Genomic DNA, 15,122 nt, shown 5'->3' on the forward strand with positions numbered 1-15,122 from the left:
GTCCCAGCCATCCGGTTTTGTTACAACTTAAGCGATTAAACGCATATCGAGCAAGAATTGCCGCGCCCGGTGCGCATAATCGCGGCGCTATCGCCCGCGCAGCGCCTCATGCGCGGCCAGCGCACGGGCGCGCCCTTCCTTCAGCCCGATTGCCGGACTCGCGTAGGGCTGTTCGGGCGAAAGCCCCCAGGATCGCGGCGCCGCCTCGAAGAAATCCAGCGCCTCGCGCCCCGGCGCATCGCTCAGTTCCGCGACAAAGCGCGCGATGTATCTGCCTTCCGGGTCGAATTTCGCGGCCTGGGTCTCGGGGTTGAAGATGCGGAAATAGGGTGCGGCGTCGGGGCCACAGCCGGCCACCCATTGCCAGCCCATCGCGTTCGAGGCCGCGTCCCAGTCCACCAGGCATTCGGCGAACCAGGCCTGCCCGACTCGCCAGTCGGTCAGCAGATGCTTGCTCAGGTATGAGGCCGCGATCATCCGCGCACGGTTGTGCATGGTGCCTGTGACATACATCTCGCGCATGGCCGCATCGACCAGCGGCACCCCGGTGCGCCCCTGCCGCCAGGCCTCTGCCTGCGCGTTGTCGCCGCGCCAGGGAAAGCGCTCCCACCCCTCGCGCCAGTTTTGCTCCGCGATATGGGGGGTGTGATACATCAGGTGCCAGGCAAATTCGCGCCAGACCAGTTCCTTCAGGAAATGCTCGGCCCCCGGCCGGCCCTCTTCCATCGCCGCGCGCCCCGCATGCCACAGGCGGCGGGGCGAGATCTCGCCATATGTCAGGTTCTCCGACAGGCCCGAGGTCGCCCCTTCGGCAGGAAAATCGCGCCGCGCGCGGTAATCATCGAGCCGATCGTCGATGAAGGCCTCCAGGCGCCCCTGTGCCGCCGCCTCTCCCACCCGGCAGTGCCGGGCCACCACCGGCGCGCCCCGGTTCATCGCCGCGCCCAGCCGCCAGTGGGCCAGCCTGTCGCTTGCCGGCCATTGCGCGGGCGCGGGAATAACGGCGGGCGCCGCCTCGGGCGCGGGCACGGGCAGGCCCCGCACAGCCCGCCAATAGGGGCTGTAGACACGGTAGAACCCGCCCTGCCCGGTCTCCACGCTCCAGGGTTCGTGCAGCAGGTGCCCGGCAAAGCTGCGCGCCGACAGCCCGGCCTGCCGCAGTGCCTGCTTGACCTGGGTGTCGCGCTCGCGGCTCTCGGGGTCGTAGAGGCGGTTCCAGACCACGTCGCCCGCGCCGGTCTCGCGGGCAAGGCGCCCAAGCTGCGCGCCCGGCGCGCCCCGGCGCAGGATCAGCCGCAACCCGCGCTCCGCCAGCGAATCCGCCAGCGCCTCCAGCCCCAGCCCAAGCCGCCAGCGCGGCGCCGCGCCCAGCGCCTCGGCTGGCCCGTCCAGCACGAAGACCGGGATCACCCCGCCGCCCGTTTCCCGCGCCCGCGCACAAGCCGCCAGCAGGGCCGCGTTGTCGGACAGGCGCAGATCGCGCCGCACCCACCAGATGACCCCCGAATTGCCGCTCATACCTTGCGCCTTGTGCTGCCATGCTGTCCGAGGCCGCCGGAATGCCCCATCTGCCGGCCCTGAGGAGATCTAGCGCGCGCCCGGCAGGGTCAAGAACAGCCGGGTGCGAAACAGCCTTTCGCGGGCCCCTGGCCAGCCAAGAAAAAAGCCGCCCGGCGCCGTGGCGGCCGGGCGGCTTGAGGCAAATGCAACTGGCAGACGCCGCTCAGCGCGGCTCCTGCAACAGCCCCTTGACCAGCGCGTAACAGGCCAGCAACAGCACGATCGCGAACGGAAAGCCCGTCGAGACCGCCGCCGCCTGCAAAGCCACCAGCCCGCCGCCGATCAGCAGCGTCGCGGCAACGATCCCCTCGAAGATCACCCAGAAGACCCGCTGCGTGACCGGCGCGTCGATCTTGCCACCCGCGGTGATCGTGTCGATCACCAGGCTGCCCGAATCCGACGAGGTGACGAAGAACACGATCACCAGCACGATCGCCACAAACGACGCGATCGGGGCAAGGGGCAGTTCCGACAGCATCCCGAAGAGCGAAAGCTCGGGCTGATAGGCGTCGATCACATAGCTGCGCACCGCATCGCCCGTGCCCGACACGATCTGCTCGATCGCGGAGCCGCCAAAGACGGTCATCCACAGGATCGAGGCGATGGTGGGGATGATCAGCACGCAGGTGATGAACTCGCGCACGGTGCGGCCACGGCTGACCCGCGCGATGAACATGCCCACGAAAGGCGACCAGCTGATCCACCAGGCCCAGTAGAAGGCCGTCCAGCCCTGGCGATAGCCGTCATCCTCGCGGCCCACCGGATTCGACAGCGGCACGATCTCGCGCACATAGGACACCGTCGTATCCCAGAAGCCCGTAAGCAGGAACGCCGTCGGCCCGACGATGAACACGAAAAGCATCAGAACCACGGCCAGGATGAGGTTGATCTCCGACAGCCGCTTCACGCCGCCTTCGAGACCCCGCAACACCGAAATCAGGGCGATCGCCGTGATCCCCGCGATCAGGATCACCTGCACGGTAGTGTTGACGCCGATGCCGAACACATATTCCAGCCCGGCATTGGCCTGCTGCGCGCCCAGCCCCAGCGAGGTCGCCAGACCAAAGAGCGTGGCAAAGACCGCCAGAATGTCGATGACATGGCCGGTCCAGCCCCAGACCCGCTCGCCGAAGATCGGGTAGAAGATCGACCGCACCGTCAGCGGCAGACCCTTGTTATAGGCGAACAGCGCCAGCGACAGCGCCACGATGGCATAAATCGCCCAGGGGTGAAGCCCCCAGTGATAGATCGTGGCCGCCATCGCCATCGACCGCGCCGCCTCGATGGTGGCCGCGTCGGCCAGCTCGCCATCGACAATGCCCAACGGATGACCCAGCGGCTGATCGCCCCACGGTGTGCCGAAGTAGTAGACGGGTTCCAGCACCCCGAAGAACATCAGCCCGATCCCCATGCCGGCGGCGAACAGCATCGCGAACCAGCCGAGATAGCCGTAATCGGGCGTGGCCTCGCTGCCGCCGATGCGGATCTTGCCCAGCGGCGACACCAGGATCGCAAGGCAGACCACGACAAAGATGTTGCCTGCCATCAGAAAGAACCAGTCCAGGTTCGACGTCAGAAAACCCCGCACCGCCCCAAAGGCCGGCCCGGCCGCGTCCTGAAACGCCAGCGTGATGAGGACGAACGCCACCACGACCAGCCCGGAAACCACGAAAACAGGGTTGTGAATATCAAGCCCGAAAGGCCCGATCTTCGGTTCAATATTGTCCTGACCGATCTCGTATTCGGTCTCAATGACATCTGTCTGGCCTTCCGGCTCGGGGATGCCCTGGCCATTTGTCTCCGACATCTGTTCCCTCCTGATAGCGTGTTCTTGCCCGCCCGGGCTTCTCGCGGCCTGCTGTCGGGCACGATTGCGTTTCCCGGCCTCCAGAATGGCCTGACCGGCGCGGCCTTTGCGGCCAGAAACGAAGTCCGGCTGCGCTATTACGACGCAGCCTCTCTACAGGGGTAACACGCAAGACCCTCAGGTCAAGAGCGGGCGCCGCCCCGCCCTCGCGCGACCTGCGCCCTTCACTGTGACGAAAATATCCTCGCCGAAGGCATCCGACACAAGCCACAGGCACCGCACGCCGGGGCTTCGCACCGCGGCCGCAGCCAGCATGCGCCGGGCAACATGGCGTCAGGCGCGCGGATGATCTCAGCCGCGCGGGTCCACCACGATCTCAGCTGCGCGGATCCACCACGACGCGGCCACGCACCTGGCCCGCCAGAATCGCATTGCCCAGCCGGGGCAAATCCTCCAGCCCCGCAGGTTCGACCATCGCCTCCAGCCTGTCCATCGGCAGATCGCTCACGATCCGCGCCCAGGCGCGCAGGCGCGCGTCATAAGGGCACATGACGCTCTCGATCCCCAGCAGCTTCACCCCCCGCAGCAGGAAGGGAACCACCGTGGCCGGCAGATCGGCCCCACCGGCAAGCCCCACGGCCGCGACGCTCGCGCCATATTTCATCTGCCCCAGCACGCGGGCCAGCATCGCGCCGCCCACCGCATCGACACAGCCCGCCCAGGTTTCCGATTCGAGCGGGCGCCTGACCGTCTCGGCCAGTTCGGCGCGCGGCACGATGCGGCTGGCGCCCAGGTCGCGCAGATACGGCTCCTGCTCGGGTCGGCCGGTGACGGCCGCGACCTCATGGCCCAGCTGCGCCAGGATCGCCGTGGCGACCGATCCCACCCCGCCCGAGGCGCCGGTGACAAGCACTTCGCCCTGACCGGGGCGCAGACCATGGTCTTCCAGCGCGATCACCGCCAGCATCGCGGTCAGCCCCGCGGTGCCAACTGCCATGGCCTGCCGGGTGGTCAGCCCCTCGGGCAGCGGCACCAGCCAGTCGGCCTTGGCGCGTGCCTTTTCGGCATAGCCGCCCCAGTGGACCTCACCGACGCGCCAGCCGGTCAGCACCACCTTGTCGCCGGGTTTGTAGCGCGGATCGTCTGATGCCTCGACGGTGCCGGCGAAATCGATGCCCGGCACATGCGGATAGCTCCTTACCAGCCCGCCGCCGGGGCCGATGCACAGCCCATCCTTGTAATTCAGCGTCGAATACTCCACCGCGACGGTCACATCGCCCTCGGGCAGGCGGCTTTCATCGAGCTGCTGCACCGCTGCCTGCGTCTTGCCGTCCTCGGTCTTCTCCACCACCAGCGCCCTGAACAAACTTTGCTCTCCCTGCTCTGCGCGCGCCAGGGGCAAGCCCCGCCCGGCACGCCGTGACTCGACATGCAGGAATGGTAATCGCTTTGCCCCTGCGCCGATAGGGACAGCCGCGCGCAGAATGCACGGGCCTTGAACCGGGCGGGCGCGCTGCGTATATCCAGAGTGTTCCGGCAACGGAACTATGGACATAAACGCGCCCGTAATAAGCGGATCGGACCCGGGGGCGGTACCCGGCGGCTCCACCAGAAATCCCTTCGTTGGGGGCAGATGGGGCCGAAACAGGATCGACGAACGTCTAAAGGGGTTGGCTTTGTCCCGGTGAGGTACCACCGTTATCGGTCCGCAAAGTACAGTTGCCAACGACAACCGTGCTCCGGTGGCTGTTGCTGCGTAAGCGGCAACGAAACCGAAACTTAAGCCCTTGCGCTTAGCCGCGTAAGGCGGGGTTCGCAGGCACCTGGCAACAGAAGCCTGCACTTTACCGCACCACCATCTCATTCCCCGTCTCATCCACCCGCGGCAGATTTGAAAAACCTCCGCGCACGCCCCTTTCCTTCAGGCGCGAATCCCTTATGCTGGCGTCAGTTTTTACGGCAAGTGCTTCGATGGGGTCTGGCAGCATGGCGAACGCGATCGACTATGGCACGCTGATGCACCACGCGATGCGCGGGCTGATCCGTCAGGTGCTGGACGGCATCGCGCATGAGGGGCTGCCCGGCGATCACCACTTCTTCATCACGCTCAACACCCACCATCCGGATGTCGAAATGGCCGAATGGCTGCGCGCGCGGTATCCCGACGAGATCACCATCGTCATCCAGAACTGGTTCGAGGACCTGGTGGTCGAGGAGGAAGGCTTCGCGATCACGCTGAATTTCGGCAATGCACCCGAACGGCTTTATGTGCCCTTCGATGCGATCAGCACCTTTGTCGATCCTTCGGTGGAATTCGGGCTGCGTTTCGAAACCCAGATTGACGACGAAGACGAGGAGAGCGCGGAAGAGGACGACGCCGAGGCGCCCATGTCGGTGGCCGAGGAAACGCCCGACACCCCGCGCGAGGCCGAAGTCGTCAGCCTGGACAAGTTCCGCAAGTAACCCGGCCCGCCGGGCCACGCCAAGGCCTGACCGGCCAAGCCGGCCGCCTGCCCGGCGCGTGGCCCTTTTCGGCAATTACCTTTGCAAAGCGCGGCGGCAATGCGCCGGATGCCGCGGATGTGGCCGCGCTGTCAAAGGCCTTCAGGTGGCGCCGCCGCGCATTTTGCGCCGGCGCCAGAAGCCGCAACCTGCCGAACCGGCCTCACCGCCCGATGGCATAGGCCTGCATCAGCCGCGGCGTGGCAGCGGCCCGCAACAACCCGTCAGGCTCGCGCAGCGCCGCGGTCAGGCGGCCGATCGTCCACGGGTCCGACACGTCCACCCCGTGCCCGCGCGCGCGCAGGCCCTCGATGACCTCGGGACCGAAGCTTTCCTCCAGCAGCATCTGCCCCGGCCGCCGCCCGCGCGGATAGAAGGATGCCGGGAAATGCATCGAATGGAACAGCGGCGTGTCGATCGCCTCCTGCAGGTTCATGCCGTGATGGATGATGCGCAGCAGGAAGGAAAGCTGCCACTGGTCCTGCTGGTCGCCGCCGGGGGTGCCGAAGGCCATCGCCGGCCGGCCCTTGTGCAGCCCCAGCGCCGGCGTGAGCGTGGTGCGCGGCCGCTTGCCCGGCGCCAGCGATGTCGGCAGCCCCTCGCGCAGCCAGAACATCTGAGCGCGCGAATTGAGGCAAAAGCCGAGGCCCGGAATCGTGGGCGAGCTTTGCAGCCAGCCGCCCGATGGCGTGATCGAGACCATGTTGCCCTCGGCGTCGATCACGTCGATATGCACCGTGTCGCCCTTGCGGTCGGCCAGATGCTCCATCGTGGGCTCATAGACCGTCTTGTTGGGGCTAAGCTCATCGAGCACGGCCATCGTGCGTGCGCGCTGATCCTCGAAACCGGGCACCGTGCCCGGGCGCAGCTCGAGGCTGGCGGTGTCGCCGATCAGCTTGCGGCGCTCGTCGTTATAGGCATCCGAAAGCAGCACATCCATCGGCACCTTCGAAAACTCCGGATCGCCGTAATAGACCTCGCGGTCGGCATAGGCGAGCTTCTTGGCCTCGGTCACGGTATGGACAAAATCCACTCCGCGCGGGTCCATCGCGCCGATGTCGAACCCCTTGAGCAGTGCCAGCGCCTGCAACAGCACCGGCCCCTGCCCCCAGGGGCCGGTCTTGCAGATCGTCCAGTCGTGGTAATCGTAGGTCTGCGGCGCCTCGTAATGCGCCGAATATCCGGCCATGTCCTGGGCCGTCAGCACCGGACGGTGCATGTGGCCGTTATGGTCGGGCAGCTCGGTCTTTTCCAGCCAGTTACCGATCGTTTCTGCCACAAACCCCCGGTAGAACGCGTCGCGCGCCGCGTCGATCTGCGCCTCGCGCCCCTCGCGCGCCTCGGCTTCCTTGAGGATGCGCTGCCAGGTCTGCGCCAGCACCGGATTGCAGACATTCTCGTTGGCCTGCGGCGCCCGCCCGCCCGGGTGCCAGGTCTCGTAGGAGGTCGGCCAGTTCTCGCGGAAGAAATCGCCCAGCCGCTGGATCGTGGCCGCAACGGCGGGCAGCACCGGGTGGCCCTTCTCGGCATACCAGATCGCAGGCTCCATCACCTGCCGCAGGCTCAGCCGCCCGTGATCGCGCAGCATCAGCATCCAGCCATCGAACGCGCCGGGAATGACCGTGGCCAGAAGCCCGTCACCGGGAATCACCTTGAGGCCCTGGGCCGTGTATTCCTCGATCGTGGCGCCGGCCGGGGCGGGGCCTTGCGCGCACAGCACCTCGGTCTTGCCGGTGCGCGCCGAATGCAGGATCGCGGGCATGTCGCCGGCGGGGCCGTTGAGATGCGGCTCGACCACCTGCAGCACCATGCCGGTGGCCACTGCTGCGTCAAAGGCATTGCCGCCCAGTTCGAGCATCCGCATCCCCACGGCGGTCGCGATCCAGTGGGTCGAGGTGACGACACCGAAATACCCCTTGATTTCCGGGCGAGTGGTAAAGCGGGCTGACATGCGGACACTCCTGGTCTTGTTAACAGGCACGAATTGCCGAAGCTGCGGGTCGGATCGTGCCACCTTATTGCCTGTCCGGCCGCGCACCGCAATGGGCAGGCCAGGCGGATATGTGCGCGAAACGCACCCGAACGACCGCCCGGCGGCGCTCCGTTGCGTCCTGCGGCGTCGGAAATCGCCCGATTCAGGGTTGAATGCGCGCGGGGCGGCCAATATGAACGCCGGGAGTTTCAACGGCTGCGCCCGCGCGGCCTGTTTTTCGATGAGCATGAGGGAATGAGATGCAGGTCACCGAGACCCTGAAAGACGGCCTCAAGCGCGGCTACACCATCACGGTGACGGCGAATGAGCTTGACGCGAAGGTGAACGAGAAGCTGGCCGAGGCGCAGCCCGAGGTTGAAATGAAGGGCTTTCGCAAGGGCAAGGTGCCTTTTGCCCTGCTCAAGCGGCAGTTCGGCCAGCGCCTGATGGGCGAGGCGATGCAGGAAAGCATCGATGCCGCCATGCGCGAGCATTTCGAATCCAGTGGCGACCGCCCGGCGGGCGAGCCCAGCGTGAAGATGGAAAACGAGGACTGGAAGGAAGGCGACGACCTGACCGTCTCGATGTCCTACGAGGCGCTGCCCGAAATCCCCGAGTTGGACCTCTCGGGCGTCAAGCTCGAGCGTCTGGCCGTGAAGGCCGATGACGCCGCCGTCGACGAGGCGCTGGAGAATCTGGCCAAAAGCGCGCAGAATTTCGAGGACAAGCCGAAAAAGGCCAAGGCCGAAGACGGCGACCAGGTGGTGCTCGACTTCGTCGGCAAGGTCGATGGCGAAGCCTTCGAGGGTGGCGCCGCCGAGGATTACCCGCTGGTGCTGGGCTCGGATTCGTTCATCCCCGGTTTCGAGCAGCAGCTGGTCGGCGTGAAGGCGGGCGATGAAAAGGCTGTCACCGTCTCCTTCCCCGAGGAATACGGCGCCAAGCATCTGGCCGGCAAGGAGGCCGTGTTCGATTGCACGGTCAAGGCGGTGAAGGCCCCCAAACCCGCCGAGATCAACGACGAACTCGCCAAGCAATATGGCGCCGAGGATCTGGACTCGCTCAAGGCCCAGATCCGCGAGCGGCTCGAGGCCGAGTATGGCCAGGCCGCGCGCGCCGTGCTCAAGCGCAAGCTGCTCGATGCGCTCGACGATCTGGTCTCGTTCGAGTTGCCGCCCAGCCTGGCCGAAGCCGAGGCCAAGCAGATCGCGCATCAGCTCTGGCACGACGAAAACCCCGAGGTCGAAGGCCACGACCACCCCGAGATCGAACCCACCGACGAGCATGTGAAACTGGCCGAGCGCCGGGTGCGCCTGGGGCTGCTGCTGGCCGAGATCGGCCGCAAGGCCGAGGTGGAGGTCACCGATCAGGAAATGACCCAGGCGGTGATGCAGCAGGCCCGTCAGTATCCGGGGCAGGAGCGCCAGTTCTTCGAGTTCATCCAGCAGAACCCGCAGATGCAGCAGCAACTGCGGGCGCCCATCTTCGAGGACAAGGTCGTCGATCACATCATCGGCCAGGTCGAAGTGACCGAGAAAGAGGTCAGCAAGGACGATCTGCAAAGGGCCATCGAGGCGATGGAGGACTCCCCTTCGTAACCGCCGCCGATGACCGAAGACTGCAACAAGGGGCGCCAGCTTTGGCGCCCCTTTCCCGTTGCCGGGAAATTATTTGCGCCAGATCAAGGTTTATCTGCCCCCTTGCCCCTACACCTTTGCGCGTATCAGAATGTTGTACTGCGAACAGGAGGGAAAGTGACATGTACAAGCGAATCATCGTGGCCGTTGACATCAGCCACGGCAAACTGGGCAAGGAACTGCTCGACAAGGCGCTGAAGCTGCTCGACGACGGAGGCGAGATCCGCCTGCTCCATGTCCTCGAAGAGATTCCCACCTATGTCGCCGCCGAAATGCCCCAGGACCTGAACGAACGCCGCGAGGCCGAATCCCGCGTCGAGCTGAAGGCCATCGCGCATGGCGTGGAGGGCAACATCCAGGTCGAACTGCGCCGCGGCGCGGCCTCGGGCCAGATCCTGCAATGCGCCGAAGACAACGAGGCCGACCTGATCATGATCGCCTCGCACCGCCCCGGCCTGAGCGACTATTTCATCGGCTCGACCGCCGCGCGCGTGGTGCGCCATGCGCAATGCTCGGTGCTGATCTCGCGCTGAAACCGCGGGGCCCTGCGGGCGCGCCTTCCCCCGGTGCCGCGCCCGTTGCGGCCCCGGGGCACGCCACCGGCCACGGGCGCCAAAGCCCGCCGGCAAAGGGGGCAGCCGGAGGATGGTGCAAAGCCCCCTGCCCTTCACTGTGAAAAAAAATATCCGCGCCGCAGGCCCCCGCCGGCAACAAGGCGCGCGGCCCGAAAGCGTGCGCGGCGGCCGCGGATGTCAGCGGATCACCACCTCATCGGCGCGCAGCATTCCCAGCACTTCGCGCGCGCGCTCGTCCAGCAGGTCGAGGTCGAGATAGCTGTCGGAAAGCCGCCGGGTGCGGTTTTCGATCTGGCCGAGTTCGGCGGCCAGCCGGTCGCGGGTTTCGGTCAGGCGGGCGATCTCGGCCTCGGTCTCGATACGCTGGAAGATGCCGTTATTGCCCTGCACCGCGGCAAAGGTGAAGTAACTGCCCAGCATGAAGGCCAGCATCAGGAAAAGGACAGGCCCCAGCGCGGGGCGCAAACGGTTCTGCTGCATGATCTGCCTCGCATTGCGCCTCTGGGCGCCTCTGGCGGGCGCGCTTCCCGGTCAGGATGCCACAGCCAGCGCCGCGCGTGAATCCCTGAAATCGCGCAACCGGCGCAATATGTGACGCATTGGCCATACCGGGGCGCGCGGCACGCCGCCGGATGCCTACCGGAATTCGGCCGGCCCGCGGCGCGCCGGCGGGGTGACAAAGGCCGCCCAGGCCCAGCCCACGACAAAGCCGCCCAGATGCGCCTCCCAGGCCAGCAGCCCGGCCAGCGCCAGCCACAGCACCACATTGATCAGCGCCAGCCCCGCCAGCGACATCCAGAGCGGGCGCATGTCTGCACCCACGGCGCGCCGGTCGCGCCACTCCCAGTATTTCCAGGCGCCCAACAGGCCGAACACCGCGCCCGAGGCGCCCACCATCGGAATCTCCACCGGCCCCAGCACCGCAAAGCCCAGGCCCCCGCCGATCGCGCTGAGCGCATAAACGATGAGAAAGCCGCGTTGCCCCGCGCGCGCCACCACGATACCGCCCAGCGCCAGCACCGCGACCATGTTGCCGATCAGATGCAACAGGTTGCCGTGCACCATTGCGTAACTGAGAAACATCACCTCGCGCTGAAAGGGGTAAAGCCCCTCCCATCCGCGCAGCAGCCCCGACCAGAAGGCCATGTGCGCCACCGCCCAGTTGCGCAGCCCGGTGGCCCCGATCAGCCCGCTGCCGGCCAGGGTGAAGATGATCTCGGGCAGGCAGGTCAGCCCAACCAGCCAGATCACGGCAGGGGTGTTGGGGCGGGTGCCCATCGGGCCGGGCGAAGCGAGGCGATTGCGCATCCGCCCCCAATGCCACCGCGCCGGGCGCGGGGCAAGTGGCAACCAAGCACCCGCGCGACCGCGCGAAAGCCCGCCTCGCGGGTGCACTGCGCATATCGGCGTCCACTCCGCCCCACAGGCGCCTGGTAGCAGCTTGATCCTTGTCGCGATTTTCGGAAATGGGACCGTGCCAGGGCCAACGCAACCTTGCAGTAGTCACGACACAGTATCGCGCATACTCCGCAAAATCCTCAACGATTGCTGCCAGCAGCGGGCATTATCGCCGCGCGAGAAACAATCGAAAGCGCAGTTTGCGCCCCCGGGCATGTCCGCGCGGCGCGTTGCAGGCCCTGCAACAGGATTACCCGGAAAAGGTCGCAATTCTGCCAGCCTGCTGCCGTGGAACGGCCCCTTGATTGGTTTTGGTTCCCAAGCTGCGGTATAGACGTAAAAAGGTGCTGCGCTCCGTCGGGCAAGGCCGGCACGACGGGTGGCACGGAACAAGGCATCAGGCAGAAGGCACAGCGCCGCGCATGGCACCGACGCAGGACATTTATCTCGAGCATTTCAACCTGGCACAGCGCCCCTTTTCGCTGGTGCCGGACCCGGAGTTCCTGTTCTGGTCGCGCGCCCATCGCGGCGCCTATGCGATGCTGGAATACGGGCTTGTCACCCGTGCCCCGATTACCCTGATCACCGGCGAGATCGGCGTGGGCAAGACCACGCTGCTGCATCATTTCCTCAACGGTCTGGCCGAGGATGTCTCGGTCGGCTTCATCGCCAATGCGCGGCGCGGCACCAGCGACCTGCTGCGCTGGGTGATGCCCACGCTTTCGCTCGAGGCGCCCGACAATGCCTCGGATGTGGTGCTGTTCGACAGGTTTCAGCATTACCTGATCCACGAATACGGCGAGGGGCGGCGCGTGCTGCTGGCGATCGACGAGGCGCAGAACCTCTCGCGCGAGGCGCTTGAGGAATTGCGGATGCTCACCAATATCAACGCCAACAAGGACGAGCTATTGCAGCTTGTCCTGGTTGGCCAGCCCGAGTTGCGCGACACCGTGCGCCGCCCCGACATGACCCAGTTCGCCCAGCGCGTGGCGGCGAACTACCATATTCCCGCAATGGATGCGCCCACCGTGCTGGGCTATATCGCGCACCGGCTGACCGTGGCCGGGGGCAAGCCCGACCTGTTCAGCCGCCAGGCCGCCGATCTGGTGCAGGAGGCCACCAATGGCGTGCCGCGTCTGGTCAACCAGCTGTGCGACCTGTCCATGACCTATGCCTTCTCTGCCGGGCAGCGCAGGGTGCGGCGCGCGACCGTGATGCAGGTGCTCGATGACGGGGTGTTCTTTGCCGGCGGGCTGAATCCGCACGCACCGGTGCCGCAATGACCGGCACGCCGGGATATGCCCGCGACGTCCTGCGCCGCCGGCTTCCCGGTGCGGCACTGCTGGCGCTTGGCGTGCTTGCGCTGGCATTGGCGCTGGCGGTGCTCTGGCCGCCCGTCTACCGCGCCGAGGCAGTGCTGCTGGCGGCCCCGAATGATGCGCCGGACGCGGCCACCGCCGCAGTCGAGACGCGCGAGGTCCGCACACAGATCACCATGATCGCGCAGCGGCTGATCACGCGCACCAGCCTGATCGAGGCCTCGCGCGATCTGGCGCTGCATGACGCGGCGCTGCATGACAGCGCGGCCATCGTGCAGGACATGCGCGCGCGCATCGCGCTCGATGTCGAGGGCGGCGGCGAATACGCGCTCACCGTGCGCCTGGGCTTCAGCGCGCCCAACCCGCGCGTGGCGGCCAATGTCGCCAATGCGCTGGCCGATGTGCTGATCCGCGAAAGCCTGGCCGCCCCCGACGCGCTGAGCCTGCAGCGACGCGACATCATCGAACGCGAGGCACGCCGCCACGACGCCGAGCTGGAACAACACAGCCTGCGGCTGGCCGAGTTCCGCGCAGCACATGTCGGAGCGCTGCCCGAGGCCCTGCCGCGCTTGCGCGCCGAAGCCGCCGCGATCAGCGCGGAACTGGCCGCCCTGCCAGTCGCGGCAGGCGGCGACGCGCCCTCGCCCGAAGCCGCCGCGTTGCGGGCGCGGCTGGACAACCTGCGCAGCGACATCGCTGCCGCCGAGGCCAACGCGGTGACGCTTGCGCGGCTCGCACGCGCGCGCGATGCGGCACAAAGCCGGTATCAGGCGGCCATGCACCGCTTTTCGGCGCTGCACCCCGCCCCGCCCGGCACCGGCATCGGCAGCGGCAGTGGCAACCGCGAGGGCGAGGCCATCGACGCTGTGCTGCAGTTGACCCTGCTCGACCCGGCGCGCGCGCCGGAACGCCCCGAAACACCCGATCGCGGGCTGATCGCCGCGGCGGGGCTGGGGCTGGGGCTGCTGGCGGGGCTGGGCTTCATCCTCGGGGCCGAGGCGCTGGACCAGACCGTGCGCACCCCGCGCGACGTCACCCGCCGGCTGGGGCAGGCACCGCTTGTCACCATTGCGCTGATGCCTGACCCCGCATCACAGGGCAGCCGCCAGTCCCGCCGCCAGATGCTTGCGCTGGTGGTGCCCGCCGGGCTGGTGATGGTGCTGTTCGGGGTGCATGTTCTTGTCGTGCCGCTCGATGTGCTGCTTGCGCGCGCGGTGGCGCTTCTGGGGCTCGAGCCGTTGCTGGACGGGCTGCACCGGGCCATCGCCGGATGAGGCAGATTGCGCAATTCCGAAGGGAAAACCATGCCTGACCGCATTCAGACCGCCCTGGCCAAGGCCCGCGCCCGTCGCGCGGCGCTGGCCCGCGCGCGAGAGGGGGCAGGAAACGGCCCGCCCGGAGGGGCCGCGGCAGGCGGCACCGCGGCACCCGAAGGCCCTTCTCCCGAAACGGTGTGGGCCGCCCTGCCCGAGATACACCCGTCGCCCGAGCAACTCGCGCGCAGCCGCCTTCACCCCCGGCCCGGCAGCGAAGGGGCCGCCCCGTTCGATCAGTTGCGCGGCCAGATCCTGCGGCAGATGAGCCCCCAGGGCTGGCGGCGCGTGGCGATCACCTCACCCGATTCCGGCTGCGGGAGCAGCACCGTGGCGGCCAATCTGGCGCTCAGCCTGGCGCGGCAGCCGGGCCAGCGCATCCTGCTGATCGAGGCCGACATGCACCGCCCTGCGCTGGCGGGGATGCTGGGCCTGCGCACGCCGCCGCAATTCGCCCAGGCGCTGCGCGGCAGCGTGCCCCTGACAGGCCCGCTGCTTCGGCTGGGCGATAGCCTGTGCCTGGCGCTGAACGGCGCGCCGGAAAGCGACGCCTCAGACCTGTTGCAACGCGCCGACCTGGCCGCGACCCTGCAACGGCTGGAGGCGCTGCTTGCCCCGGATGTGGTGCTCTTCGATCTGCCGCCGATGCTTGCGGACAGCGACACGCTGGCCTTTCTCGACAAGGTGGATTGCGCGATTCTGGTGGCCGCGGCCGACGCCACCGCCTTGCCAGATCTGGAAGGCTGCGCCGAAGAACTGGCGCGCCACACCCATTCGCTGGGCGTGGTGTTGAACAAGCTGCGCCTGGGCGCGCCGGGATATTGGGCGTGAACAAGGGATTGACAGCGATCATGAGAGCAGGCTGCTGAAAAAGTGTCGCGCCAATCCGTTTCCAAACTCGGCACCGGGAAACTGTTCCACACCACGCCCGCCACAGGTTCCGCCCGGGCGACCAGCCCGGGCCGCGCCCGACCTTCCCCCGGGAGGGCGCATTGCGACGTTGCAAATAGCACAACGGTTGGAGGGACCTGGCTGGCAT

The 15,122-nt window shown here is 67.2% G+C and carries 12 protein-coding genes and 1 other RNA gene; 7 read left to right on the forward strand and 6 right to left on the reverse strand.

The features are described 5' to 3' along the window. Positions 1-87: 87 nt before the first annotated feature. The 3 genes from DQ229_RS05970 to acuI form a co-directional block, all read right to left on the reverse strand. Complete coding sequence (locus DQ229_RS05970) at positions 88-1,518, reverse strand: cryptochrome/photolyase family protein (RefSeq protein ID WP_114965363.1); 1,431 nt, start codon at positions 1,516-1,518, stop codon at positions 88-90. 205 nt (positions 1,519-1,723) lie between these two features. Then, positions 1,724-3,367: a BCCT family transporter gene (locus DQ229_RS05975; RefSeq protein ID WP_114965364.1), complete on the reverse strand. Its 1,644-nt coding sequence runs from the start codon at positions 3,365-3,367 to the stop codon at positions 1,724-1,726. 376 nt (positions 3,368-3,743) lie between these two features. Beyond that, the gene (gene acuI, locus DQ229_RS05980) at positions 3,744-4,733 is read right to left on the reverse strand and encodes an acryloyl-CoA reductase (protein ID WP_114965365.1); all 990 of its coding nucleotides are present in this window, start codon (positions 4,731-4,733) and stop codon (positions 3,744-3,746) included. Positions 4,734-4,858: 125 nt separating this feature from the next. On the opposite strand from acuI, the gene ssrA reads away from it, so the two are divergent. After that, positions 4,859-5,211: a transfer-messenger RNA gene (gene ssrA / locus DQ229_RS05985) on the forward strand. Between the two features lie 142 nt (positions 5,212-5,353). After that, positions 5,354-5,830 (forward strand): SspB family protein, encoded by a 477-nt coding sequence (locus DQ229_RS05990; RefSeq protein ID WP_114965366.1) that lies wholly within the window; start codon positions 5,354-5,356, stop codon positions 5,828-5,830. Positions 5,831-6,032: 202 nt separating this feature from the next. Here the strand turns inward: DQ229_RS05990 and DQ229_RS05995 are convergent, their stop codons facing one another. Further along, a complete protein-coding gene (locus DQ229_RS05995; RefSeq protein ID WP_114965376.1) occupies positions 6,033-7,820 on the reverse strand; it encodes a gamma-glutamyltransferase family protein in 1,788 nt (595 codons plus the stop codon). 281 nt (positions 7,821-8,101) lie between these two features. Here DQ229_RS05995 and tig point away from each other — a divergent pair, with 281 nt between their 5' ends. Continuing rightward, positions 8,102-9,439 (forward strand): trigger factor, encoded by a 1,338-nt coding sequence (tig, locus tag DQ229_RS06000; protein WP_114965367.1) that lies wholly within the window; start codon positions 8,102-8,104, stop codon positions 9,437-9,439. A gap of 161 nt (positions 9,440-9,600) precedes the next feature. Further along, positions 9,601-10,011: a universal stress protein gene (locus DQ229_RS06005; RefSeq protein ID WP_114965368.1), complete on the forward strand. Its 411-nt coding sequence runs from the start codon at positions 9,601-9,603 to the stop codon at positions 10,009-10,011. A 219-nt stretch (positions 10,012-10,230) separates the two neighbouring features. Here the strand turns inward: DQ229_RS06005 and DQ229_RS06010 are convergent, their stop codons facing one another. Together DQ229_RS06010 and DQ229_RS06015 are read right to left on the reverse strand one after the other, a co-directional pair. Beyond that, positions 10,231-10,533, reverse strand: a complete 303-nt coding sequence (locus DQ229_RS06010) for an FtsB family cell division protein (RefSeq protein ID WP_114965369.1) — start codon at positions 10,531-10,533, stop codon at positions 10,231-10,233. 156 nt (positions 10,534-10,689) lie between these two features. Then, positions 10,690-11,361 (reverse strand): rhomboid family intramembrane serine protease, encoded by a 672-nt coding sequence (locus DQ229_RS06015; protein WP_114965370.1) that lies wholly within the window; start codon positions 11,359-11,361, stop codon positions 10,690-10,692. Between the two features lie 512 nt (positions 11,362-11,873). Between DQ229_RS06015 and DQ229_RS06020 the strand changes: the two genes are divergently transcribed. Genes DQ229_RS06020 through DQ229_RS06030 form a run of 3 tightly spaced genes read left to right on the forward strand, consistent with a single transcriptional unit; the run spans position 11,874 to position 14,914 of the window. Then, positions 11,874-12,734, forward strand: coding sequence for an ExeA family protein (locus DQ229_RS06020; protein WP_114965371.1), 861 nt, complete (start codon positions 11,874-11,876; stop codon positions 12,732-12,734). Further along, on the forward strand, positions 12,731-14,044 hold the full coding sequence (locus DQ229_RS06025) for a hypothetical protein (protein ID WP_114965372.1): 1,314 nt from the start codon (positions 12,731-12,733) through the stop codon (positions 14,042-14,044). The genes DQ229_RS06020 and DQ229_RS06025 overlap by 4 nt, the downstream gene beginning before the upstream one ends. Positions 14,045-14,074: 30 nt before the next feature. Next, the gene (locus DQ229_RS06030) at positions 14,075-14,914 is read left to right on the forward strand and encodes a CpsD/CapB family tyrosine-protein kinase (protein ID WP_114965373.1); all 840 of its coding nucleotides are present in this window, start codon (positions 14,075-14,077) and stop codon (positions 14,912-14,914) included. The last annotated feature ends 208 nt before the right edge of the window (positions 14,915-15,122 follow it).

It is taken from the genome of Alkalilacustris brevis (assembly GCF_003350345.1).
Lineage (GTDB): Bacteria > Pseudomonadota > Alphaproteobacteria > Rhodobacterales > Rhodobacteraceae > Alkalilacustris > Alkalilacustris brevis.